Source organism: Streptomyces lomondensis, from assembly GCF_014651035.1.
GTDB classification, from domain to species: Bacteria; Actinomycetota; Actinomycetes; order Streptomycetales; family Streptomycetaceae; genus Streptomyces; species Streptomyces lomondensis.
The window spans coordinates 790,164-813,038 of record NZ_BMWC01000001.1 but is presented as its reverse complement, the minus strand read 5'-3'; the positions used below and the strand labels follow the sequence as shown (position 1 = coordinate 813,038).

At 70.3% G+C, this 22,875-nt stretch carries 21 protein-coding genes; 8 read left to right on the top strand and 13 right to left on the bottom strand.

Going from position 1 to position 22,875, the window contains the following annotated elements:
* Positions 1-13 precede the first annotated feature (13 nt).
* The 5 genes from IE255_RS03520 to IE255_RS03500 all read right to left on the bottom strand — a co-directional run bounded on the left by IE255_RS03520 (position 14) and on the right by IE255_RS03500 (position 3,587).
* Positions 14-904, bottom strand: a complete 891-nt coding sequence (locus IE255_RS03520; protein ID WP_190048598.1) for an NAD(P)-dependent oxidoreductase — start codon at positions 902-904, stop codon at positions 14-16.
* Positions 905-1,033: 129 nt separating this feature from the next.
* Positions 1,034-1,459, bottom strand: coding sequence for a hypothetical protein (locus IE255_RS03515; RefSeq protein WP_229906269.1), 426 nt, complete (start codon positions 1,457-1,459; stop codon positions 1,034-1,036).
* Between the two features lie 362 nt (positions 1,460-1,821).
* A complete protein-coding gene (locus IE255_RS03510; protein ID WP_190048596.1) occupies positions 1,822-2,370 on the bottom strand; it encodes a YciI family protein in 549 nt (182 codons plus the stop codon).
* Positions 2,371-2,801: 431 nt separating this feature from the next.
* Positions 2,802-3,128, bottom strand: a complete 327-nt coding sequence (locus IE255_RS03505; protein ID WP_190048595.1) for a hypothetical protein — start codon at positions 3,126-3,128, stop codon at positions 2,802-2,804.
* Positions 3,129-3,326: 198 nt separating this feature from the next.
* Positions 3,327-3,587, bottom strand: coding sequence for a hypothetical protein (locus tag IE255_RS03500; RefSeq protein WP_190048594.1), 261 nt, complete (start codon positions 3,585-3,587; stop codon positions 3,327-3,329).
* A 176-nt stretch (positions 3,588-3,763) separates the two neighbouring features.
* Here IE255_RS03500 and IE255_RS39865 point away from each other — a divergent pair, with 176 nt between their 5' ends.
* Together IE255_RS39865 and IE255_RS03495 are read left to right on the top strand one after the other, a co-directional pair.
* Positions 3,764-3,886: a hypothetical protein gene (locus IE255_RS39865; protein ID WP_267974707.1), complete on the top strand. Its 123-nt coding sequence runs from the start codon at positions 3,764-3,766 to the stop codon at positions 3,884-3,886.
* Positions 3,887-3,969: 83 nt separating this feature from the next.
* Complete coding sequence (locus tag IE255_RS03495) at positions 3,970-4,374, top strand: hypothetical protein (RefSeq protein ID WP_190048593.1); 405 nt, start codon at positions 3,970-3,972, stop codon at positions 4,372-4,374.
* A gap of 38 nt (positions 4,375-4,412) precedes the next feature.
* Here IE255_RS03495 and IE255_RS03490 read toward each other — a convergent pair whose 3' ends face one another.
* A complete protein-coding gene (locus tag IE255_RS03490; RefSeq protein ID WP_190048592.1) occupies positions 4,413-5,066 on the bottom strand; it encodes a DUF4360 domain-containing protein in 654 nt (217 codons plus the stop codon).
* A gap of 311 nt (positions 5,067-5,377) precedes the next feature.
* Between IE255_RS03490 and IE255_RS03485 the strand changes: the two genes are divergently transcribed.
* Positions 5,378-8,347 carry a glycoside hydrolase family 35 protein gene (locus IE255_RS03485; RefSeq protein ID WP_190048591.1) on the top strand — a complete coding sequence of 990 codons (2,970 nt, stop codon included), beginning with the start codon at positions 5,378-5,380 and terminating at the stop codon, positions 8,345-8,347.
* Positions 8,348-8,437: 90 nt separating this feature from the next.
* Positions 8,438-9,538 carry an NHL repeat-containing protein gene (locus IE255_RS03480; protein WP_229906268.1) on the top strand — a complete coding sequence of 367 codons (1,101 nt, stop codon included), beginning with the start codon at positions 8,438-8,440 and terminating at the stop codon, positions 9,536-9,538.
* Between the two features lie 10 nt (positions 9,539-9,548).
* On the opposite strand, the gene arfA is transcribed toward IE255_RS03480, so the two are convergent.
* From arfA to IE255_RS03455, 5 genes are all read right to left on the bottom strand, one after another.
* A complete protein-coding gene (gene arfA / locus IE255_RS03475; protein ID WP_190048590.1) occupies positions 9,549-11,063 on the bottom strand; it encodes an arabinosylfuranosidase ArfA in 1,515 nt (504 codons plus the stop codon).
* A 92-nt stretch (positions 11,064-11,155) separates the two neighbouring features.
* On the bottom strand, positions 11,156-12,127 hold the full coding sequence (locus tag IE255_RS03470) for an arabinan endo-1,5-alpha-L-arabinosidase (RefSeq protein WP_229906267.1): 972 nt from the start codon (positions 12,125-12,127) through the stop codon (positions 11,156-11,158).
* Complete coding sequence (locus IE255_RS03465) at positions 12,124-12,987, bottom strand: carbohydrate ABC transporter permease (protein WP_190048589.1); 864 nt, start codon at positions 12,985-12,987, stop codon at positions 12,124-12,126. The genes IE255_RS03470 and IE255_RS03465 overlap by 4 nt, the downstream gene beginning before the upstream one ends.
* Positions 12,984-13,922, bottom strand: coding sequence for a carbohydrate ABC transporter permease (locus tag IE255_RS03460; RefSeq protein ID WP_190048588.1), 939 nt, complete (start codon positions 13,920-13,922; stop codon positions 12,984-12,986). Before IE255_RS03460 ends, IE255_RS03465 begins: the two co-directional genes overlap by 4 nt.
* Positions 13,919-15,277: an extracellular solute-binding protein gene (locus tag IE255_RS03455; RefSeq protein WP_190048587.1), complete on the bottom strand. Its 1,359-nt coding sequence runs from the start codon at positions 15,275-15,277 to the stop codon at positions 13,919-13,921. The genes IE255_RS03460 and IE255_RS03455 overlap by 4 nt, the downstream gene beginning before the upstream one ends.
* A gap of 254 nt (positions 15,278-15,531) precedes the next feature.
* Here IE255_RS03455 and IE255_RS03450 point away from each other — a divergent pair, with 254 nt between their 5' ends.
* Genes IE255_RS03450 through IE255_RS03440 form a run of 3 tightly spaced genes read left to right on the top strand, consistent with a single transcriptional unit; the run spans position 15,532 to position 18,814 of the window.
* On the top strand, positions 15,532-16,197 hold the full coding sequence (locus IE255_RS03450; RefSeq protein WP_190048586.1) for a toxin-antitoxin system, toxin component family protein: 666 nt from the start codon (positions 15,532-15,534) through the stop codon (positions 16,195-16,197).
* On the top strand, positions 16,194-17,414 hold the full coding sequence (locus IE255_RS03445) for an MAB_1171c family putative transporter (RefSeq protein ID WP_190048585.1): 1,221 nt from the start codon (positions 16,194-16,196) through the stop codon (positions 17,412-17,414). Before IE255_RS03450 ends, IE255_RS03445 begins: the two co-directional genes overlap by 4 nt.
* A complete protein-coding gene (locus IE255_RS03440; protein ID WP_190048584.1) occupies positions 17,411-18,814 on the top strand; it encodes an NAD(P)/FAD-dependent oxidoreductase in 1,404 nt (467 codons plus the stop codon). Before IE255_RS03445 ends, IE255_RS03440 begins: the two co-directional genes overlap by 4 nt.
* 198 nt (positions 18,815-19,012) lie before the next feature.
* Here IE255_RS03440 and IE255_RS03435 read toward each other — a convergent pair whose 3' ends face one another.
* Together IE255_RS03435 and IE255_RS03430 are read right to left on the bottom strand one after the other, a co-directional pair.
* Positions 19,013-19,861, bottom strand: coding sequence for an SMP-30/gluconolactonase/LRE family protein (locus IE255_RS03435; protein ID WP_190048583.1), 849 nt, complete (start codon positions 19,859-19,861; stop codon positions 19,013-19,015).
* A complete protein-coding gene (locus IE255_RS03430; RefSeq protein ID WP_190048582.1) occupies positions 19,858-20,631 on the bottom strand; it encodes an IclR family transcriptional regulator in 774 nt (257 codons plus the stop codon). The genes IE255_RS03435 and IE255_RS03430 overlap by 4 nt, the downstream gene beginning before the upstream one ends.
* Positions 20,632-20,858: 227 nt before the next feature.
* On the opposite strand from IE255_RS03430, the gene IE255_RS03425 reads away from it, so the two are divergent.
* On the top strand, positions 20,859-22,874 hold the full coding sequence (locus tag IE255_RS03425) for a TerD family protein (RefSeq protein WP_190049336.1): 2,016 nt from the start codon (positions 20,859-20,861) through the stop codon (positions 22,872-22,874).
* Position 22,875 lies beyond the last annotated feature (1 nt).

The window sequence follows — 22,875 nt, the reverse complement described above, 5'->3', positions numbered from 1 at the left end:
TGATCAGCGCAGCCTATGACGAGGATGTGCGGAACTGCTCGATCAGTGCCGCGTAGCTGTCGGCGCCGTGCCCGTCCGACACGGACCGGTCGGCGAGGGCCTTGACGAACCTCGGCAGGTCGGTGCTGACACCGAGGAACTCGCTCTCGTGGATGACGTTCTCCATGGCGGCCAGATGCGTGTCGAGGGTGGCGTCGAGGGCCGGGTACGTGCCGTCGTCGATCTGCCGCCCGTATCCGGCGAACCAGTCGACCACCATCCCGGTGGCCGTCTTCGCGATCGGGGCGAACGCCTCGGCGTTCACTCCCGCCGCACCGAGCATGGCGGCCCCCTGAAGGAAGCCGTTCAGCGTGCTGTACATCAGGCCCACGACGGCCGTCTCGTGGAGCGACGACAGGCCGTGGTCGGCATCGAGGTACATGGCCGCGCCGAGGCTGCGCAGGGTCGGCTCGTACAGGTCGAAGGCCGGGCGCGGCCCGCTGTGGACGAGGACGGAGTCCGCCGTGCCGATGGCCTCGGGCACGGCCATGATCGAACCGTCGAGGTAGGTGACGCCCCGCCGTGCCGCCCACTCGGCGGTCTCGCGGGCACTCCGTGACGTACCCGAGGTCAGGTTCACCAGGGTCCGGCCTTCCAGGACCTCGTCCAGCGGGTCGAGGAGTTCGTGCACGGCGTCGTAGTCCGAGACGCAGACGATCAGGAGGGGTCCGGCCGTGACGGCGTCCCGGACCGACCCGGCGAGTCGCGCGCCCTGGGCGACCAGCGGACCGGCCTTCGCGGCCGTGCGGTTCCACACGGTCGTGGGATGCCCGGCGCGCAGTAACGCGCCGGCGAGTGCCTGGCCCATCAGTCCGAGGCCCAGGACCGTCACAGGGGTGCGGTTCGCGTCATCCTGGTTCTTCATCGTGCGCTTCCTCCAAGGGGGTTGGCAGCCGTGGAGGAATCCTCGACCTTCAGACCGGTGTGAAGGTCAAGCGGGCGGAGGGATGAAGCCAGCATGCCGACAGGAGAGTTGAGTGCGAGGAATCGGTGTTCACGAGATCACTCCAGAAGTTCTTCTGTCTCGGTCGCGCAGGTATACGGAGGTGCCTGCCGAAGCGAGGGCGGCACCTGCCAGCAGCCATACGAACACGGTGACCGGCATCGAGACGTACTCCACGGTCGACCCGTCGGAGTACACGCAGGCGTTTCGAAGGGGCCAGTACTGTTGCTTGGTGGCCGCCAAGTCGGCGCCGGCGTCGTTCCGGCTCGTGCACAGTTCGGGGAAAGGCCCTCCCGTGGTGACGGAGAACCAGCCGTAGCAGTACACCGCCACCGCCGATGCAGCCAGGATCAGGGCGACAAGCGCGTAGATTCTGGGCGCAGGCAGCGGTGGGTGGCTCAGCAGGATGAAAACCACCACGATGCCCACCGACGCGGTGACCAGACTCGCAGTCAGCAACGCGCCCATCAGCAACATGTGCAACCTACCTACCTTTTCTCGGCGAAACCTGCGTAGAACTCGCTCATCACGGAGTCGGACTCGTTCCACGGTTTCTTGCCCACTGGACGATGCTCGTGTCCTTCTCGGGACAGGGCTGGCCGGGGTGGGTCCAGGCCGCCGCAGCTGAGGCCCGGGCCGTGTCCGCGCTGCGGGAAATCATTCGTGGGACAGCCCTCGGGCGTTCTCCCCGCGAGGTCGGCCCATGCCAACGCCTCGCGCTGGCGCCGCCTTCAAACGCAAGCGCGGCATCACCCCGACCGAGCACCGCGCCAATCCACCGGCCCCGAGGCTCGGACGCTGAGCTCCGGGGGACCAGTGCGGCCAGCCGCGCGGTACTCTCACCGCCGCCCACCGAACGCCCACGCGTGGACCTCGACGTCGGCATACCGGCCCCGGGTCAGCACTCCACGTGCCGCCTCCGTATCCGGGGCCCGGACCAGCGCAGCCGTACCCACCCACACGTCACCGTCGTCGGACAGCAGGGGCCCGTACGCGATCAGCTCGTCCCGGTCGTACGGCATGTCGAGGTCGACGGCCGGCCCCGAGCCGAATCCGAGCACCAGGAATCGAGTGCCGCCACTCGAACCGCCGGGAAAGTCCCACATGGTCCGCCCCAGCAGGTTGCGCCACCGCCGCAGCAGCACATCCCGGTACACCCCGGCCTGATAGTTGGGCTCATCGAAGGCGAAGGTCCGCGCGGCCGCTGAATCCGGCAAGTCGACGATGTGCACACTGCCGGTGGGCGTCTCGCCATCACTCCCGAAGGTCGGCCCACGGGCGATCAACTCCGCCTCGTACTGGTCCATATAGGCCCAGTGCGCTTCCCCCAACTCCTGACGTAACGGCAGGGACCCGACTCGATCACGGTGATAACAGAAGAACTCCATGACCACACCTTCTCCCACCGCAGTGCGCAGCGCCGCCCGTTTGCGGTGCAGGACGACGCGGCCGGTGCTGCTCCGTGACACAGGGCAGAAGCCCTGCCCGGCGATGCCTGGCAGGTCTTCATGTTTGCTTCAAACGAGCGAGACACCGACGGACTGCCGCCTCTGCCAAATCTCATGTGGAACCCAACAACGGACCCACTACGGAGCGTCCGCCACTGAGGTAGCAGATCCACCTCAACTCCGGCTCGGACGAGGCTTCTGACGCGGCGGGCGAACTCGCCCGTCACATCCCATTGCCCAACTTCGATACAGAATGCCGCCAATGGACCTCGTGGCGCCTTCCCTGGACGCACGTTCAGCCGAGAAAGCTCATACTTGAGGAATCAAAGCCCCTCCCGAACCCTGGAATTCTCTGCGGAAATTCCTACTGATCAGCTATCGGAAGTCGCTTCCTTGAACCTCTGGCCGACCTCGACCCGCGCGTTGAGCATCTGCACCCACTCATTGTCGGTCCGCTTCGTGTACTGGGCGGAGCCGGCGCCAGGCGCGGTTTCAATGAGATGCAGCAACGTCCAAGCCAGTCCGAAACAGTTGTCGGGCCCGAAAAGAGTGGCTAGCGCCTGAGCCTCATCATCCGTTACCGGCTTTGGAATACGTTCGAGCAGCCTCTGGGTTTCCGAGATGGCCTCGATCTCTGCATCCTCATTCGGGAATGGTCCCGCCGCGACCAAGTCCGCCACCTCGCGCCGTAGCACCATTGGTTCCTCCTAGATTTTCCCGATGCGACGGGAGTATGTCAGCATTTCACGAATCCCCGACCCATACCTTCCCCCGCCGTTCCGGCCCGTCGCAGTCGACGACCTCCACGGAATGCCCCACGAAGAACGCCCGGACGCGTGCCACAACGGCCTCCGAGGCCAACGGTGTTGCATCATTCATCGCCCGATCATCCTCCGTCAGTTCTCGTCCAGCAATCCAATGTCCTCAGGAAGGGTGCGCATCGATCGCTGCCTCACCGGATCGGTCTCCGAATCGGCAGCTGTTCGGATGAGAGAAGCGAGCTCCGCCCGCTCTGGGGGCTCAAGATCTCGAGCCATCGCAGCAATGGGCTCCACGATCTGCGAGGCAACGTCAGGATCAAGGTCGTCATCGTCCGTCAGGTCGATCGAAACCAGGAGGCTCGCGAATGCCTTCACCAGGAACTGCTCGGTGCTCATATCGGTCCAATCTCTACCTGCAGCCAGCCGCGCCGGAAGCCCGGCCGTCGCACAACGTCCGGTTTCCTCGACGACCTCCCTCAGGTGGGTGTTGTTCCCGGGAGTAACTGACCTTTGAAGAGCACATCTTGCCGCCCGTGGTCTTCTCCCCCACCGGTACCGCAGGGGACCTTAGTGTGGACCACGATCCGGACACCCTGGCAGGCCCGGAGTTCGTGCCAGGACGCAAGAGCGGCCCGCACGGACCGCCCGTCGTGGTCGGCACGGGTGGCTGGCAGGGCATCAGGGCGATCTCCTGACCGGCGCCGGGGGCCGGCTCCTGCTCCGGCCCCCGGCGTACGCGTCTGGGCCCATCGGCCCGCGAAGAGGGAGGATGCCCGCCATGCGGTACACACGATTGGCCAAAGGCGCCGTCACCGTCGCCGCCGCCACCGCCGTCTGTCACGCCATTCTGACCGCCGGCTACGCCTGGGCCCGCGACAAAGCGGCGACGGGCGAGGCGACGATATTCGCCGGCGTTTTCGAGTGGACGGTGACCACGTCCGCTTCCTGGGCTCTCATGCCCCTCCTGCTGGGGGCCGGGATGCGCGTCATGCGAGAGGCCGGCAACACCGCGCTGATGGTCGGCGGTGGGCTGATCTGGGCGGTGCTCTGCTTGTCCTTCGTCGACGAGATCGACCGTCCGGGCGGGCACATGCCGGTGTCGGGCCTCGTCGCCTTCCTGCTGGCCGGGACGGCACTGGCCGGGAGGGGACCGGCCCGGACCGGTACGGAACACCCCGGCTGAGGGGCGGCCCGCCGGTCTGCGGGCCGCCCCTCACCCCGTCAGGACTTCTTCGGACACTCCTTCCACGCCATGTGGTACACCGTGCTGATGTCCCCGTCCGTCGAGTCCATCGTCATGAAGCTGACCTTGTCGGCCGCCTGCGTACCGGCGTTGACCCGGATCTCGGTGTTGATGTTGAAGTTGCGCTGGACTCCGCAGGGTGCGTAGACGAGTTGGGCCCAGTCCGTCTCGTCGGTGGCCTGCCAGTTGTCGTTGTAGGGGCCGCTGAAGGGGTGGTTCCTGGACACCGTGCTGGGCGAGCCCTGGAAGTAGTACGAGGCTCGCTGCGTCGCGCTCGCGCCGCGCTGGAGTGAGGCGAAGCCGCGGTAGTCGGCGCTGGCGATGGCGTACGTGAAGCCCTGCGGTACGTGGACGATCAGGCTGAGCTGGCAGTTCTTGCGGAACGCGGTCGGGTCGGAGGCCCCGCCGGCCTGGGCGAGGTAGTCGCTGTAGGTCACCGTGAAGGCCGTGTTGTCCTCGGAGACGGCGACCGCCGCCGTGCCCTGCGGACAGCCGGAGCCGTTGACCGTGGCCACCTTGATGACGATCTTGTCCGGCGGCGGGTCGACGAACCCGGAGGACGGGGATTGCGCGGGAAGTGCGCTGGTGAGGAGCGCGGCGATCGCGCCGCTCAGAAGCAGGCCGGTGGCCATGGTTCTCCCATCCGTTCGTGGGGGGGGTGGAAAGGTCATGGGCATGCGCATGCGCATGTTGCTGCCATGCACATGTCAAGCGACGAGCACACGCACCCCCGACCTGTGACCGTTTCATGAAGGAGCCGTGAAGGTCGGGAGCGGTCGCATCGTACGCAGCGGAGCGGGGTCCGGCCAGGTCGGTCTCCGGCCATTCACACCGGCGGTGTTTCACAGCCCGCCGCGCCCGCCGGGCGAGTGGTGTCCCCGGGCGCATAAGGTGCCTTTCACGCGCACCACGTACGGCATGCAGCACAACAGGAGGCGCTCCCTTGGAGCTCAGCAGGCGTACCTTCCACGCTCTCGCCGGCACGGCGGCGCTCGGCTTCGCGCTGACCGGCAGCGGGTCGCCGACCTCCGCCAACCCGGCCCGGACCGCGCCCACGGGCCCGCCGCCCCCGGTGCCGAGCGCGGACGGCCGGCGACACGAGATCGGCTTCGACCGGTACTCGCTGCTGGTGGACGGCCGGCGCCTGGCCCTCTGGTCGGGCGAGATGCACCCCTTCCGGCTGCCGAGCCCGTCGCTGTGGCGGGACGTGCTGGAGAAGATGCGTGCCCATGGCTATAACGCCGTGAGCGTGTACGTCGCCTGGAACTACCACTCCCCCGCCCCGGGGCGGTACGACTTCACCGGCGTGCGCGACCTGGACCTGTTCCTGCGCACGGCCGCCGAGACCGGGTTGTACGTGATCCTGCGGCCCGGCCCGTACATCAACGCCGAGGTCGACGCCGGCGGCTTCCCCGGCTGGCTGACCGCCACCGAGGGCAGGGCCCGCACCTCCGACCCGACGTATCTGCGGTACGTCGACGAGTGGCTGACCGCCGTCAACGCCATCGTTGCCAAACGCCTGTTCACCCGGGGCACCGGCACGGTCCTGCTCTACCAGATCGAGAACGAGTACGACGCGCACGTCGACGAGCCGACCGGGCGCGCCTACATGTCGTACCTGTACGAGAAGGTCCGCGCCGACGGCATCGACGTACCGCTGTTCCACAACGACAAGGGGCGGAACGGGTACTGGGCGCCCGGGTCGTTCCGCACCGGCGGCGAGAGGGGGCGCTGGCTGTACGGGTTCGACGGGTATCCGGAGCCGGACCAGGTGCCGCCCGACTGCGGGCACTTCGGGGCCGGCGGGGCGAAGGGCGGGGCCACGGCCAGTCCGCGCACCCCCGGGTTCGTGCCCGAGTTCGGCGGGGGCTGGTTCGACCCGTGGGGCGGATCCTGGTTCGGCGGGAAGGGGTACGCCGAGTCGCGCCGGACCCGGGACGCGGCCTACGAGCGGCGCTTCTACCTCACCAACCTCGCCAACGGCATCACGCTGCACAACGTCTACATGACGTACGGCGGCACCTCCTGGGGCTGGCTGCCCGCACCGGCCGTCTACACCTCGTACGACTACGGCGCCGCCTTCGACGAGGCCCGCAACGCCACCCCCAAGCTCGCCCCGATGCACCAGATCGGGCAGTTGCTGCGGCACGTGCCCGACCTGGCCAAGCTGAACCGGGCGAAAGACGTGCGCGCCACCGACGAGCGGATCAAGGTCTACCACCTGGCCAACCCGGACACCGGCGCCCATGTCTACGTCCTGCGCAACGACTCCGGCGAGGCGGTCTCCGCCACGCTGCCGGACGCCGGGATCGACGTGCCGGTCACCGTCCCGGCGCGGGACGCCAAGCTGCTCGCCGCCGGGCTGAAGCTCGGGAAGCGGACGCTGGTGCACTCCACCGTGCAGCCCATGCTGAGCCTGACCGCGGGGCGGCAGGACATCGCCGTGTTCGCGGGCCGCCGGGGCGAGATGGCGCAGGTCGTCCTGGAGTGCGCGGACGAGCCGACGCCCATGCGGATGGACGCGGAGCCCGCCTGGGCGTACAACCTCGGCAAGCTGAACATCACGGCTCCGCTCGGCGCCGGCGGGCTGAGCCGGGTGCGGGTCGAGGGCGACGGCGTGGACACGCCGATGCTGGTGCTGTTCGCCGACGACGCCACCGCCCTGCGGCTGTGGCCGTACGAGACGCCGTCCGGCCCGGTCCTGGTCTACGGCCCGGCCCTGCTGCGGTCGGCCGCCCTGCGCGGTTCCACCGTCCACCTCACCGGCGACACCATCGGCGCGACCGGCCTGGAGGTGTGGGGGCCGCGCGGGATCACGCACATGACGTGGAACGGGCGCCCGGTCCCCTGCCGGATCAGCGCCTCCGGCAGCCTGCTGGCGCTGAAGCCGCTGCCCGGTGTGACCCGGCCGGCCCTGCCCGCCCTGGACGGCTGGCGGCGGCGGACCGAGAACCCGGAGGCCGCGCCCGACTTCGACGACTCGGGCTGGACGACGGCCGACCGGAAGACGTCCTTCAGCACCACCCCCGTGCCCGACGGGCAGCCCGTCCTGTTCGCCGACGACTACGGCTTCCACTACGGCGACGTCTGGTACCGGGGCGAGTGGACGGGCGCGGGCGGCCTGGAGTCCGTGTCCCTCTCCTACAGCACGGGCACGCAGGGCCTGCTGATGGCCTGGCTGGACGGCGAGCCGCTGGGCACGCACCGCATGCCGGTGCCGGACAAGGAGCGGGCGCGGCAGGGGACTTGGACGGCGAAGGCCGCCTTCGGCCTGCCGAAGAAGCTGCGGGAGAGGTTCCGTGAGGAGCGGCCCGAGCGCCATGTCCTGTCCGTGCTGGTCCGGCCGATGCAGCACGACATGGACGGCAAGGCGCTCGACACGCACAAGGCCGCGCGCGGACTGACCGCCGTCACCTTCGAGGGCGCCTCCCCAAGGGTGACGTGGCGGATCCAGGGCGCGTCCGCACCCGACCCCGTGCGCGGGCCGATGAACAACGGCGGGCTGTACGGGGAGCGGGAGGGCTGGCACCTGCCGGAGCACGAGGACGGGGACTGGGCGGAGACCGACTCCCTCCGGGCCGGCCGGAGGCAGGGCGTCACCTGGTACCGCACGGACTTCCGGCTGGACGTCGCCCCGGGCGTGGACGCCTCCGTCGGGCTCGTCCTCGACGACGCCCCGGACCGGGCCTACCGCGTCCAGATCTTCCTCAACGGCTGGAACATGGGCCAGTACATCAACGACGTAGGGCCGCAGCACACGTTCGTGCTGCCGAACGGGATCCTGCGCACACGTGGTGCCAACACACTGGCGTTGGCGGTGCTGTCCGACGGGACCACACCGTCCGGTCCGGGGGATGTACGGCTGACGCTGCTGGGCGCGGCGGCCGGAGGGGTGCCCGTCCAACCGGTGTGACCGGATCGAGCCGTCCCCCTGCCTTGCCTTCTCCGGCAGGCTGGTTCACCGTGTTGGCCCTTCAGGGCTGCCGACAGGGAGGGGAACCTCGTGCGAAGACGGCGTTTCATCGGTGGATTAGGCGGACTGGTCGGGGCCGGGCTCGTCTCGGCGCGGGGCGGAACGGCCTGGGCGGCTCCCGGTCTCCTGAGTGAGGCTCGCGAGTGGCAGGCCGTCACGGCCCCGGAGGCCGCCCCCGCGGCGCAGTTGCGCGGCGTGGCGGCCGCGGGCCCCGGCCTCGCCTGGGCCGTGGGCGAGGAGGGCCGCAGCGGCAGCGTCCGGGGGACGGCGCTGGCCCTCGTGTGGGACGGCACGGCCTGGCAGCGCACCGACCCCGGCTTCGGCGGCTATCTGGGCTCCGTCGCCGCCACGTCCGACGGCTCCGCCTGGGCCGTCGGCTCCGACACCTCCGGCACCGCCCGGCTCCTCGCCTGGGACGGACCGACCTGGCGGGAGACCGACTATCCCGGGCGCGGGGCGACCGGGACCTCCCTCGCCGCCGTCACGACCGGGCCCCGGGGCCACGTCTGGGTCTCCGGCCGGAACAGCGACGGCTCGGTGCTGCTGCACGGCCACCGGGGCAGGTGGACCTGGCTGGAGGCACCCCCGGCCACGACCACCATCCCGCCCTACGGCATCCACCGCGCGGTCTGCGGCGACATCTGGGTCTACGGCACCGAGCTCGTCGCCCGCTGGGACGGAACGGCCTGGACCGTGCTGCCGGCGCCCGGCGGCATCCGCGCCGGCTTCACCGGGCTGCTCCCGGTCGCCCGCGACGACATCTGGCTGACGGGCTACGACTACGGCATCGGCGGCCCGCCCGGCAAACCACCGGGCGTCCGGCTGCTGCACGGCGACGGCAGTTCCTGGGAGTACGTCAAGGCACCGTTCGGCGTCGGCATGCTGTCCGGCATCGTGGGCGACGCGCAGGGGCGGCCCGACCGCATCTCCGGGTGGGACTTCTGGGACCAGACCCGGGCCCACTACCTGCGCTGGGACGGCACGGCCTGGGTGAGCGAGCGGGGGCCGGTGGCCACGACCCCCGTCGTCATGAACGCCCTGGCGAAGGTGCCGGGTTCGGACGGCTACTGGGCGGTGGGGACGACCTCGACCTCGCCGTCCTCGACCGCCCTGCCGCGCATCGAACGCTGACCGGGGCCGGTTACGCCAGCCGGATCACGTTCCAGGACAGCGGCTCCAGGACGGCGCTCAGCGTGCCGTCCTGGAGAGCTGTGCCGTCGACCGCGTGCGGGGCCACCCGCTCGGGGTCGTCGAGCGTGTTGCGGGCGTCGGGGTCGGCGTCCGCGAGGGCGCTGTGCTCGACGACCGACGACAGGTCGAGCCCGTTCAGCGCGACCTCCAGGGGCAGGGCGTCGGTACGGCTGCGGTTGACGGCGAAGACGGTGACCGTGCCGTCCTCGGCGCGCACGGCGGTGGCGTGCAGCAGGTCGGTCTCGCCGTACTTCTTCGTCTCGTACGTCGGCGAGTCCACGCGGACGTCGAGGACCTGGCCGCGGCCGTACCGCGAGGCCTGCGCGAACGGGAAGAACGTGGTCTGCCGCCAGGCCGGGCCGCCCGGCTCGGTCATGATCGGCGCGATGACGTTGACGAGCTGGGCGAGGCAGGCGACCGTGACGCGGTCGGCGTGCCGGAGCAGGGCGATGAGGAGCGAGCCGAAGACGACGGCGTCGGTGACGCTGTAGTTGTCCTCCAGCAGGCGCGGGGCCTCGGGCCAGTCGTCCTGCTCGAAGGTCTTGGCGCGGGCCTCCCACTCGGGCAGGTACCAGACGTTCCACTCGTCGAAGGAAAGGTTGATCTTCTTCTTCGACTTCAGGCGGGCGCCCACGTGGTCGGCGGTCGCGACGACGTTGGCGATGAAGGACTCCATGTCGACGGCGGAGGCGAGGAAGGAGTCGATGTCGCCGTTCTCGGGCCAGTAGTAGGCGTGCAGAGAGATGTAGTCGACGAGGTCGTAGGTCTCCTTGAGGACCGTCGCCTCCCACTCGGCGAAGGTGGGCATGGACTGGCTGGAGGAGCCGCAGGCGACGAGTTCGACGCCGGGGTCCAGCTGGCGCATGGCCCGGGCCGTCTCGGCGGCGACGCGGCCGTACTCCTCGGCGGTCTTGTGGCCGGTCTGCCAGGGGCCGTCCATCTCGTTGCCGAGGCACCACAGGCGGATGCCGAAGGGGTCCTTGTCGCCGTGCGACACGCGGAGGTCGGACAGGGCGGTGCCCTCGGCGTGGTTGGCGTACTCCTGGAGTTCCAGGGCCTCCGCGACGCCGCGCGTGCCGAGGTTGATGGCCATCATCGGCTCGGCCTGGGGGCCGATCTTGCGGAGGAAGTCGATGTACTCGGAGAGGCCGAAGCGGTTGGTCTCCGTCGAGTGCCAGGCGAGGTCGAGGCGGCGGGGGCGGTCTTCGGCGGGGCCGACCGAGTCCTCCCACTTGTAGCCGGAGACGAAGTTGCCGCCGGGGTAGCGGACGGCGGTGACGCCGAGTTCGCGGACGAGGTCCAGGACGTCCTGGCGGAGGCCCTTGTCGTCGGCGGTGGGGTGGTCGGGTTCGAAGATGCCGGTGTAGACGCAGCGGCCGAGGTGTTCTACGAAGCTGCCGAAGAGGCGAGGGTTGACCTCGCCGACTGTGAAGGCGGGGTCGAGGGTGAAGCGGGCCGTGTGCATGCTTGCCTTTCGAGGTTCAGTTTCGTCTGCGGGTGATTCGTGGTTGCTCGCGCCCACGCGGCGGAGCCGCATATCGATACAGCCCCGCGCCCCTAGAGGACGACTGGCCAACCGTCCTTTGTCCAGCGCAACGTGTTGAGCCCGAGCTTCGGCGTCCCCGAATCCTCCGCGTCGTAGTAGTGGTACGCCAGGACATCTTTGCCTCTGTCCCTGAAGACCGACTCGCCGCCCGTGCCGATGTAGCGGCCGTGGCCCTCCAGGACCAAGTCGCCGCCGCCTTCCAGCATCGGCTTGCCCGTGCTGTCGATGTACGGGCCGGTCACGGACGTAGACCTGCCGACCTTGATCTTGTACGTCGAGTTCACGCCCTGGCAGCAGGCGTCGTAGGACGCGAAGAGGTAGTAGTGGCGGCCGTGTTTGAGGATGTACGGGCCCTCGACCGCGTAGGGGGCGTCGGGGCGGGTCGCCAGGTGGTGGACCTGGGCGCCCGGGATCGCCTTGCCCGTCTTGGGGTTCAGCTCGACCATGCGGATGCCGGTCCAGTAGGAGCCGAAGGACATCCACAGCTTTCCGTCGGCGCGAATGATGGCCGGGTCGATGGCGTTCCACGTGTCGGTCGTCTCCGAGGTGAAGACCTTGCCGTGGTCGGTCCAGGTGCCGGGCAGGCCCGTGCGGGACGTGGCGACGCCGATCGCGGAGTGGTTGCTGCCCCAGGAGGATACGGAGTAGTAGAGCCAGTAGCGGCCGTCGCGCCGGGACAGGTCGGGGGCCCAGGGATCGGCCTTGTCGTTGTACTCGTACCACCAGGCCGGGGGCTCGGCGAAGGCGTTGCCGGCGTCGGTCCAGTGCCGGCCGTCCTCGGACAGGCGGGCGCCGATGATGCCGCCGGTGGAGTAGGCGACGTAGCCGCCGGACTTCAGGCGGGAGACGGTCGGGTCGTGGATGATCTCCTGGCCGGTGATCGGGCGGGGGTCGGGGTAGGGCTCCGCCGCCTGTGCGGTGTGCGGCAGCAGGGCCAGGAGGGTGGCCGCCGCCAGGGTGGTGAGGGTGCTGCGCAGGGTCACTGTCCCGCCAATCCCGTGTGGGCGACGCCCGCCACGATCTGCCTCTGGAAGAAGACGAAGACGATGATCAGGGGCAGGCCCGCCATCAGGCCGCCGGCCATGAGCTGGGCCCACTGGATGCCGTAGGAGTTCATGACGGTCGCGATGCCGTTCGGCATGGTCATCAGGTCGGGGTTGTTGGTCACCATGTACGGCCACAGGAAGTTGTTCCACGAGGCGATGAAGGTGAAGATGCCGACCGCGGCGAGGGAGGGGCGGGACAGGGGCAGGACGATGGTGAAGAAGACCCGCCAGCGTCCGGCGCCGTCGATGAACGCGGCCTCCTCCAGTTCGCGCGGGATGCCCTGGAAGAACTTGTAGAGGATGTAGACCATCGCGGCGGGCGCGCACTGCGGCAGGATCATGCCCCAGTAGGTGTCGACCATGCCCATCTGCTGGACGGTCGTGAAGAGCGGGACGCCGAGGACGGCGGGCGAGACCATCAGGCCCGCCATGACCAGGCCCATCAGGGCGCTCTTGCCGCGGAACTCGGTGCGGGCGAAGCCGTATCCGGCCAGCGAGCTGACCAGCAGGACGACGGCCGTGACGCAGACGGAGACGACGACGGAGTTCACGAACCAGTTGGTGATGTTGCCGGTGTCGAAGATGGCCGTCCAGGCCTGGGTGGTCCAGTCCTTCGGCAGCCAGTGCGTCGGCACCTCGACGGCCTCGGTCTCGGACTTGAGGGAGGTGAACAGGGCCCAGGCGAGCGGGGCCATGAACACCACGGAGACGGCGGTGCCGAGCAGGGTGAGGACGATCTGGCTCGGCGTCCAGGGCCTCCTCGCCCGTACGTTGGCTTGTACCTGCGTGGCGGTCATCGCACGCCCTCCTCACGCTTGCGCAGCAGCCACATCCGCGCGACGGCGACGGACGCGATGATCACGAAGAAGATGATGGAGATCGCGGAGGCGTAGCCCACGCGGTAGCTGGTGAAGCCCTCTTCGAGGGTGTACTGGACGATGGTGCGGGTCGATTCCTCGGGGCCGGGCATGAAGTCCATCATCACGACGGCCTGGTCGAAGACCTGGAGCGAGGCGAGGATCTGCAGGGCGATGACGAGGCCGGTGATGTTGCGCAGCATCGGCAGGGTGATGTGGACCATGCGGTGCCAGGCGTTCGCGCCGTCCAGCTTGGCGGCCTCGTAGAGGTGGTCGGGGATGCCCTGGAGCGCGGCGAGGTAGAGCAGGAAGCTGAAGCCGACCGTCCACCAGAGCGTGCAGACGACCACCGCGAGCATCGCGTAGGACTTGTCGGTCAGCCACGGCGTGTCGAGGCCGAAGACGTGGTTGATCATTCCGGTGCCGGGGTTGAACAGCCACTGCCACAGGTTGGCGGCGACGGTCGACGGCAGCAGGAACGGGGCGAAGAAGCACAGCCGCCACAGCCATTTGCCGCGCTCGATGTGGTGGGCGAGCATCGCGAGGAAGAAGGCGAGGACCGTGATGCAGGGCACGACCATGAGCGTGAAGTACGCGCTGTGGCCGAGCGTGTCCCACACCAGCGGGTCCTTGAGGGCCTCGCGGTAGTTGTCGAGGCCGACGAAGTTCGCGCTGTCGCCGGAGATGTTGGCGTCGGTGAAGCTGAGGTAGACGCCGCGCAGCAGCGGCCAGATCACGAAGAGCGCGAACAGGCTGAGGAACGGGGCGACGAACCAGCCGCCGTGCTGGAAGCCCTGCTTGCGGCGGACGGTGGCGGTGTGGGCGGCGGTCTTCGCGCGCGCCGGTGCGATGACGGTCTGAGCGCTGGTGGTCATGCGACCGCACCTCCCTGCGCGGCGGTCTTGCCGTCCATGGGGTTCTTCGTGGCGAGGAGCCTGGTGAGTTCGCTCTTCATGCGGCGGGCGGCGGTCTCCGGCTTGGCGGAGCCCATCGTGGAGGAGACGACGATGGGGCCGACGCGCTGGGCGAGGATGCCGGTGGATCCGGCGAACCACACCTTGGGCTCGGTGGCCTGGTGGTCCATGGCCGAGACGTACTCGTTCTGGGGGCTCATCTTCCGGTACGCGGCCGTGGACAGGACCGGCCGGTAGGCGGGGATGTGACCGCCGAGCGCCCACTGCTGGGCGTGCCGGACGATGTAGGCGGCGAGTCGGTGGGCGCCCTCGTTGGCGGGGCCGCCGCGGTCGGACTGGTGCGGCAGGACGAAGGCGTGCGACTCGGCGTGGGTGGCGGGCTTGCCGAAGACGGGCGGCAGCGGGGTCGCGCCGTAGTCGATCTTCGCGGTGTCGTAGACCGGCACCGACCAGTTGCCCTCCCAGACGAAGGGGGAGCCGTTGACGAACTGTTCGGCGCTCGCGGTGCCGCCGAAGCTCGGGATGGCGTAGCCGTCAGTGATGTGCCGGCGCAGGAACTGAAGGACCTGGGTGGCCTTGTCGGTGTCGAAGGTGACCTCGGTGTCGGTGTCGTTGAACCAGGTGCCGCCGAGCTGGGTGTAGAAGGCGACGAAGAACCACCACTGGAAGTTCTGGTCGCTGTTCCATATGCCGATGGTCTGCAGGCCCCTCTTGGTGGCCTTCTTGGCCTCCTTGAGCACGTCGAACCACTCGTCGGTCGACGTCACGGGCACCATCCGGCCGTCGTCGCCGAGCAGCCCCGCCTTCTTCAGCACGTCCTTGCGGTAGAAGCAGAGCTGGACGTGGCTGTCGAGGGGGACGGCGTAGAGGTTGCCGTCGATGACGCCGCGGTTCCACAGCTGGGGGTTGAAGTCCTGCTTGCGTACGCCGTACTTGGCGAGCAGGTCGACGTCCCAGGCGTCCAGGAGGCGGCCGGGCGAGAAGCCGGTGACCCGGCCCATGTGCATGACGCCGAGGTCGGGTGCGCGGTTGCCCGCGGCGGCCATGGCGAGCTTGGTGTAGAAGGGGCTGCCCCACTGGAGCGTGGAGTCCTTGACCGCGATGTCCGGATGCTCCTTACGGAAGGAGTTCAGCATCGCGATCATGTTGTAGCCGTCGCCGCCGCTGAAGAGGTTCCAGTACCGCACGCGCGTGTTGGCGTCCGAGGCGAGTGCGTCGGCTCCGGTGCCGAGTGCGGCGAAGCCGAAGCTGCCCGCGACGGAGAGCCCGCCGAGCCCGGCGAGAAGCTGCCTGCGATTCAGGCCAGGTCGTCCCATGCCCTGCCCTTACTGTTCGAGATCCCGAATAGTGCTCGTAACTTCGAACGGGACCGTAGGTTCGAAGCGCCTGCGCGTCAATGGGTCGGACAGGAAGTCGGGGCAGGACTTTTGGGTGAGTTCGGTCGTTCTCCGTTGAACTACGGACATCGGATCGCATGACGCGCACACTTTCAGGCGCGTAGGCTCGGACGCGCTGCCTGGGGTCCTCTTGAAGGGCCTTGGCCGTCGGCCGGTGGTGAGAAGGGGGAGCGATGGACATCGCGGGCGCGCGGAGGACGGTTGCCCGGGTCACCGCCGCGTTCCGGCGCTCGCGCAGGGGCTCCACCATGCGCGGCCTGGCCGAGGAGCTCGCCGCGGCGGTCCGGGCGAGACCGCAGTGTCCCACCGACGTGCGGTCGTTGTGCCGGGCGGTGTGCGAGGAGATGAGCGCGCGGCGCGGCGGACGGCCCGTCGAGCTGCGGTTCGAGCGCTTCCCCGACGAGATCGAAGTGACCGGCCTGTGGGTGGAGTTCCAGGACTTCGACCTCGTCATCGTCGAGGAGCGGGCCGAGGCGGTGCAGCAGTTGGTCATCCTCGGGCATGAGCTGTGGCATCTGTACGCGGGGCACGGCCACCACCATGTCGCCGGTACGGCGGCGGCCCGGGCCCTGGAACGGGAGCCGGGCTGGAAGTCCGTGGCGCTGGCGGTGGCGGCCCGGGACGGCTCGCGCGAGCGGGACGAGTCCGAGGCCGACGCGTTCGGGCACCGGCTGGCCGCCGTCTTCCGCTCCTTCGCGGAGGGCTGCCTCGCGGACGGCTCCCTCGCGGGCGGTTCCCTCGCTCATGGCCCCCTCGCGGGCGGGCGCGCGGCGGACGCCGCCCTCGACCCGGTGCGGCGGTCGATGGGCTACCGGGGACGCGGGGGCGGCGCGCGATGACCCACGCACGGGATGTCCTCGACGGGTTCGCCGTCTCCTTCTGGCTGCCGATCGGGGCGCTGACCCTCGCCCTGGTCATCAAGCTGCCCAGCCTGGTGAAGATGTGGCGGGACCCGATGCTGCGGGCCGTCGGCGGGCTGCTGCTGTTCGCCTGCGCGGTGTTCGTCTTCGCGTCCCCGTCGGTCATCGGCTGGACCAACCGTGTCACCGGCGTGCCCAACATCGCGGCGCCGCTGGTGTATTCGCTGCTCACCGCGTTGTGCGCGTCCTGGCTGCTGCTGATCGTCGCCTGGCGCAACGGCCTGTCCGACCGCTCCGGCTCGACGCGCCGCGCGGCCCGCTGGGTCGTCTTCGCCTACGCGGGTGTGGTCGTCGCCCTGTGGGTGCTGTTCTGGCTCGCGGACGTGCCCGTGGAACGCCGCCGGGACCTCGACACGTACTACGCGAACACGCCCTTCATGCGCGAGGAGATCCTGCTCTACCTGCTCGCGCACACCGTGGCCTGCTCGGTCACGGCCCGGCTGATCTGGAACTGGGTGCGCACCGACGGCCTCGACGCCTGGCTGCGCTGGGGCCTCAGGTTCCTCGGCGTCGGCTACGCGACGAACCTGCTGTTCGACGCCGCCAAACTCACCGCCGTCACGGCCCGGTTGACCGGCCACGATCTGGACTGGCTGAGCACCTACCTGGCACCGTCGGCCGCCTGCGTGTCGGCCACCATGGTCGCGATCGGCTTCATCATCCCGCACGGCGGCCAGTACCTGCACGAGCGGTGGCGCATCCGGCTCGCCCACTGGCGGCTGCGCCCCCTCTACCTGCTGCTGCGCACCGTGAACGGCGGCGGTGCCCCCTTCACCCCGCGCGCCACCGGCGAACTGCGCCTGATCCGCCGCGAGACGTACATCCGCGACGTGCTCCTCCAGCTGTCCCGGCATCTCGACGAGGATCTGCGGGAACGGTCCTACGAGGCGGCCCTGGACCTCGGGTTCGAGCCCGGCCGGGCGAAGGCCCTGGCCGCCGCCGTCACGATCCTGGACGCCGTCCCGGCCCGGGAGCGGCCCCCGCGGTCCGACAGCGCCGCCGCCCCGTCCGGCCCCGACACCACCTACCTGCTCCAGGAGATCCAGGCCGTGTCCCGCGCCCTGCGCCACCGCGACCACATCGAGGCGGTACGCTCGCGCGCGGCCGCCCCCGGGAGAGAGAACGCCCGCGCATGACTGACAGATCCGCCCCCGCCAGAACCGCCGTCGTCCTGGGGGGATCCCACTCCGGCATGCTCGCGGCCCGCGCCCTGGCCGATGTCGCCGACCGGGTCGTCGTCGTGGAGCGCGACACACTGCCCGCGGCGCCCGGCCCGCGCAAGGGGCTGCCGCAGGCCCGGCACGCCCACATGCTCTGGTCGGGCGGGGTGCGGGCCATGGAGGAGCTGCTGCCGGGCATCACCGGGGTGCTCCGGGAGGCCGGGGCGAACCGGCGCCCGGTCACCACGGACATCGTCGCCCTGGGCACGCGCGGCTGGTTCCGGCGCTGGGAGGAGTCCCACCACGTGGTCCTGGCCGGCCGGGACCTGCTCGACGCGACGGTCCGCGCGCGGGTCCTGGCCGACGAACGGATCGAACTCGTCGAGCGGGCGGAGGCGGTGGGCCTCACCGGCACGGACACCGCGGTCACGGGCGTACGGATCCGGCCGTCCGACGGTCCCGAGCGGACCCTCACCGCCGACCTGGTGATCGACGCCTCGGGCCGCGGCTCCCAGGCCGCGCACTGGCTGACCGGCCTCGGCCTGCCGCTCGCGGAGCGACGCGAGGTCGACGCGGGCCTGGCCTACGCCAGCCGCCTCTACCTCGCCCCCGCCGCGGCCCGCGACGACTTCCCCGTCGTCAACGTCCAGCCCGACCGGCGCGAGGGCGGGCCCGGGCGGGCGGGCTTCCTGCTGCCCATCGAGGAGGGCCGCTGGATCGTCACCCTGTGCGGCACGCGCGGCGGCCGGCCGTCCCCTCAGAACGACGACTTCGTCCGCTTCGCCCGCGAGGACCTGCGCCACCCGCTCATCGGCGACCTGCTCGCCCAGGCCGAGCCGCTGTCCGACGTGTCCTTCACCCGCACGACGGTCAACCGCCGGCACTTCTACGAACGCATGCCGGTGTGGCCCGCCGGCTTCGCCGTCCTCGGCGACGCCCTCGCCGCGTTCAACCCGGTCTACGGGCACGGCCTGGCCGTCGCCGCGCAGAGCGCCCTGCTGCTGCGCGAGACGGTACGGCGGCACGGCTGGGGCGCGCCCGGGCTGTCCCTCCGGATCCAGCAGGCGGTGTCCCGCCCGGTCGGCGCGGCCTGGGACCTGGCCATCGGCCAGGACGTCTTCTACCCGGGCGCGACCGAGCACGGCCCCACGCTGCGGGACCGGCTCGTGACCGCGTACGTCGACCGCCTGATGTACACGGCGACGGGCAACGGCCGCATCGCCCGCCGGGTGACCGATGTGACGTCCCTGGAGCGGGGGGCGGAGGTGCTGCTGACCCCGTCGGTGCTGCTGGCGGCCGCGGTGGGGCCGCTGAAGCCGCCGCTGGGCGGGCCGCCGTTGACGGCCGGGGAGCGGAAGGCGGCGGGGCTCCCCTAGGGCCTGTCGTTTGGATCACGCCGCAGACGCGGGGTCTGGCACGCGCATCTGCCGCGTTGTCGTCGGTTGCCGACGCTCCGCGTCGACGCCCTCCTCCGCCTTGCAGCTGTACGCACCAGACCCCGCTCACCGGCACTGAACAGCACCGTCACTTCCCTGCGACCTGATCCAAACGACAGGCCCTAGCCGCCTGGCCGCCTATCCTGCGAAGGCGGGTTGTGCCAGTCCCTTCCCCGCACCCGGCACCACGAACAGGGAGCCGGCCAGCGTGGGCGGCTCGCTCAGCCCCGTACGAGCCGTCGTGATGTACAGGTCGGACAGCCCCGCCCCACCGAACGCACAGGCCGTCACCAGCGGCACCGGCAACTCGATCACCCGGTCCAGCTGCCCCTCCGGCGTGTACCGCCGCACCGCCGACCCCTGCCACAGCGCGACCCACACACACCCGTCGGCATCCACGGTCAGCCCGTCGGGAAAGCCCGAGCCGTCCTCGATCTCGGCGAGGGTGCGCCGTCCGGAGACCCGCCCGTCCGCGTAGTCGAAGACGTCGACCCGCCGGGTCGGGGAGTCGATGTAGTACATGAGCCGCCCGTCGGGGCTCCACCCCGTGCCATTGCTGACGGCCACGTCGTCGAGGACGAGGTCGACCGTGCCGTCACCCGTGACGCGGGACAGCGTGCCGCCCCCCGGAGCCTCGTCGTACCGCATCGTGCCGGCCCACAGCGCGCCGTCGGGCGCGACGGCGGCGTCGTTGGCGCGGCGGCCGGGGACGGGCTCGTGGTGCAGCCAGCGGAAGGTGTCGTCGGGGTCGAGGAGCCCGACCCCGTCGCGCAGATTCAGCACGAGTCCGCCGCCGGCGCGCGGCTTGACGGCGCCCACGTGCTGTTCGGTGCGGCGGACCGTGCGGTGCCTGGTGGCCGGGTCGTACGTGTGCACCCGGCAGCCGAGGATGTCGATCCACAGCAGACGGCCGGCCGCCGCGTCCCAGGTCGGCCCCTCGCCGAGCTCTGCCTCGGCCCGTACCGCGACCTCGTACGGCGTCGTCATGCCACGCTCCGGTGGCCGAGGTGCTCGGACAGCTCGGCGGCGCCCTTCGCGGCGAGCTGCTCCAGCTCGGCCCGGCGCTCCTCGCTCCAGCGGATCATCGGCACGGAGATCGACAGGGCGGCGACGACCTGGCCGGTGCGGTCGCGGACCGGGGCGGCCACGCAGCTCACGTCCGGGTTGGACTCGCGGCTCTCCACGGCGAGGCCCCGCTCACGGATCTCGGCCAGGGTCTCGCGCAGGGCGGCCGGGTCGGTGATGCTGTTGGGGGTCATCGCGACCAGCTCGGCGCCGTCGGGGATGCGCGCGGCGAGCTCGTGCTCGGGAAGGGAGGCCAGCAGCATCTTGCCGACGGAGGTGCAGTGGGCGGGCAGCCTGCGGCCCGCCGCCGACACCATCCGCACGGCGTGCGTGGAGTCGACCTTGGCGATGTAGATGACGTCCGTGTCCTCCAGGATCGCCACGTGCACGGTCTCGTCGCAGGTCTCGGCGACGGACCGGGCGACCTGCTGCCCCTCGGCGGCGAGGTCGAGCTGCTCGGCGTAACGGGCGCCGAGCTGGTACGGGCGTACGCCCAGCCGGTAGCGTCCGGGCTGTCCGGGCACGGGGACGATGTACTTCCGGGCGGCGAGCGTGGTCACCAGCTCGTGCACGGTGGTGCGCGGCAGCTGGAGCTTGCGCACGATGTCGGGGGCGGAGAGCGTCCCGTCCCCGTCGAGAAAGAGCTCGAGAATGTCGAGAGCCCGGGTCACTGCTGGTACGAGGCGTCCCACGACCGGCCCCCTCCCTATGTGTCTCAGGCGCCTGTGTTCCAGACCTCGACGTTCGAGATATCAACAGGCGATCGGCATGACGAACACAGGCTAGCCACAGAGGTTTGCCCGGGCAATGGGGAGAGGCCGGCGGGCGGAAACCCACGAGCACGTTGTGTGCGCATTAAAGTGCCCGGTGTGCGACACGTCACAGGTGTCGCAAGGGTGGGGGGATCTCTGTGCATGACATGACCATGGGCTCGAACGTGGCTTTGACGGCCCTGAGCGAGAACGTCGGTTCCGCGATCGTCAGCCTGGGCTGGTCCAGCCCGACCGGTGAGGGCGACGCCGACGTGTCCGTGCTGCTGCTCGACGGGAACGGCAAGGTACGCAGCGACGCCGACTTCTACTTCTACAACAACCCGGTGGCCGCCGACGGCAGCGTGCAGCTGCTGGGCAAGGAACCGACCGCGGACGGCAGCGAGGACCGGATCAGCTTCGACCTGACCGCGGTACCGGCCGACGTGGAGCGGATCGTCGTGGCCGCGAGCCGCTACGAGCAGGCCCGATTCGCCGAGCTGGACGACCTGAAGGTGACACTGGCCGACGCCGGGGGCGAGAGCCTCCTGCGGTTCGTCATCGACGACCCCGGCCCGGTGAGCGCGATCATCTTCGGTGAGCTGTACCGGCGCGGGACGGAATGGAAGTTCCGGGCCGTGGGGCAGGGCTACGAGAGCGGACTGGCGGGGCTGGCGACGGACTTCGGCGTCGACATCGAGGACGACGAGGCGGAGTCCGAGGCGGCGGTCGCCGAGGAATCCGTCGCCGTCACCGCGCCGCCGGACACCCAGCCGCAGACGACGCTGGAGGCCGTCCCGGCACCGCGTCCGCCGGCCGGCGAGGAAGTCGCGCCGAAGAAGCGGACGGCCCGGCCCCGGACCGCGAAGAAGAAGGTCACGCCGCCCAGGGCGCCCGTGAAGAGCCTGGCCGAGAACGAGTCCTGGAAGCAGGCCCGGCTCTTTCCGGTGTCGGCACTCAAGAGTGACCGGGACCGGGAGATGCGCTCCACCTCGGTGCTGCTGTCGGTGATGGCCCAGGTCCCTCGGTTCGGCAGGCGGATCACCGCTCCCTTCGGTGCGCCGTCCGGCCGCATGGAGACCTTCACCGAGGTCTCCCTGCCCCACGGGGACACGCCTCGCCGCCCCGACGGAGTCATCCGCGTGGAGCGCGCCGGGAAGCTGTGGACGGCGCTCGTGGAGACCAAGACCAACGGCAATCCCCTGAAGTCCGATCAGGTGCAGGCCTACATGGACATCGCGGCCCGGCGCGGCTACGAGGCCGTGATCACCCTGTCGAACGACGTCGCGCTGGAGGGCAGCCCGCTGGTCGACGTCAAGATCGACCGGCGGCGCAAGCACCAGGTGGCCCTGTGGCACCTGTCATGGGCCGAAGTGGCCCATCAGGCCCAGATGCTGATCCGTCACGAAGGCGTCGGGAACGCGGCGCGCACCTGGCTGCTCCAGGATCTCCTGCACTACCTCCAGCACGAGAACTCCGGCTGCCACGGGTTCCAGAACATGGGCTCGGCCTGGGTGCCGGTCCGCAACGGCATCAGTGATGAGACCCTCTGCCAGGGCGACCCCCGCGCCCTGGGGGTCGTCGAGAGCTGGGAGCGGCTCATCCGTCAGGTGTGTCTGCGGCTCGGCGGCGAACTCGGGCAGAAGGTGCTGCCCGCCCAGCGCACCAGGCGCGGCACCGATCCCGGGGCCCGCCGCGCCCGCCTGGCGGACCAGCTGTGCCTGGAAGGCAGGCTCCAGGCGAAACTGCGCGTCGAGGGAGCGCCCGGGCTCCTCACCATCAGCGCCGATCTGCGTACCGCCAAGCTGCGCACGTCCGTGGAGATCCCGGCACCCGAGCAGGGCTATCCCCTGACCTGGGCCAAGCGTCTGGTCCGCCGTCTCGCCGAGGCACCGGCGGACCTGCACGTCGAGACCCTGGTGGAGGGCGAGACGGGCGGCCCCCGGGGCACGCTGGAGCGGCTGCGGCCCGAACCGGCGGACCTGCTCCCCAAGGACAGCGCCCTGCGGATCACCGGTTTCCGTCTGTCCCTCTTCAAGGGCATGGGCAGCGGCCGGGGCAACGCCGAGTCCGGTTTCATCCGCAGCGTCGACGACGCCGTGCACCGGTTCTACACCTCGGTGGTGGTCCACCTGGACGGTCCGGTCTCCGGGCGGGCGGCGTCGAGGGAACGGGCCGCTGTGTAAG

Bases quoted from the DNA above. Each gene is read 5' to 3' on its own strand.
- IE255_RS03520 (WP_190048598.1), bottom strand. From the start codon at position 904: ATGAAGAACCAGGATGACGCGAACCGCACCCCTGTGACGGTCCTGGGC.
- IE255_RS03515 (WP_229906269.1), bottom strand. From the start codon at position 1,459: ATGTTGCTGATGGGCGCGTTGCTGACTGCGAGTCTGGTCACCGCGTCG.
- IE255_RS03510 (WP_190048596.1), bottom strand. From the start codon at position 2,370: ATGGAGTTCTTCTGTTATCACCGTGATCGAGTCGGGTCCCTGCCGTTA.
- IE255_RS03505 (WP_190048595.1), bottom strand. From the start codon at position 3,128: ATGGTGCTACGGCGCGAGGTGGCGGACTTGGTCGCGGCGGGACCATTC.
- IE255_RS03500 (WP_190048594.1), bottom strand. From the start codon at position 3,587: ATGAGCACCGAGCAGTTCCTGGTGAAGGCATTCGCGAGCCTCCTGGTT.
- IE255_RS03495 (WP_190048593.1), top strand. From the start codon at position 3,970: ATGCGGTACACACGATTGGCCAAAGGCGCCGTCACCGTCGCCGCCGCC.
- IE255_RS03490 (WP_190048592.1), bottom strand. From the start codon at position 5,066: ATGGCCACCGGCCTGCTTCTGAGCGGCGCGATCGCCGCGCTCCTCACC.
- arfA (WP_190048590.1), bottom strand. From the start codon at position 11,063: ATGCACACGGCCCGCTTCACCCTCGACCCCGCCTTCACAGTCGGCGAG.
- IE255_RS03465 (WP_190048589.1), bottom strand. From the start codon at position 12,987: ATGACCGCCACGCAGGTACAAGCCAACGTACGGGCGAGGAGGCCCTGG.
- IE255_RS03460 (WP_190048588.1), bottom strand. From the start codon at position 13,922: ATGACCACCAGCGCTCAGACCGTCATCGCACCGGCGCGCGCGAAGACC.
- IE255_RS03455 (WP_190048587.1), bottom strand. From the start codon at position 15,277: ATGGGACGACCTGGCCTGAATCGCAGGCAGCTTCTCGCCGGGCTCGGC.
- IE255_RS03450 (WP_190048586.1), top strand. From the start codon at position 15,532: ATGGACATCGCGGGCGCGCGGAGGACGGTTGCCCGGGTCACCGCCGCG.
- IE255_RS03445 (WP_190048585.1), top strand. From the start codon at position 16,194: ATGACCCACGCACGGGATGTCCTCGACGGGTTCGCCGTCTCCTTCTGG.
- IE255_RS03440 (WP_190048584.1), top strand. From the start codon at position 17,411: ATGACTGACAGATCCGCCCCCGCCAGAACCGCCGTCGTCCTGGGGGGA.
- IE255_RS03435 (WP_190048583.1), bottom strand. From the start codon at position 19,861: ATGACGACGCCGTACGAGGTCGCGGTACGGGCCGAGGCAGAGCTCGGC.
- IE255_RS03425 (WP_190049336.1), top strand. From the start codon at position 20,859: ATGACCATGGGCTCGAACGTGGCTTTGACGGCCCTGAGCGAGAACGTC.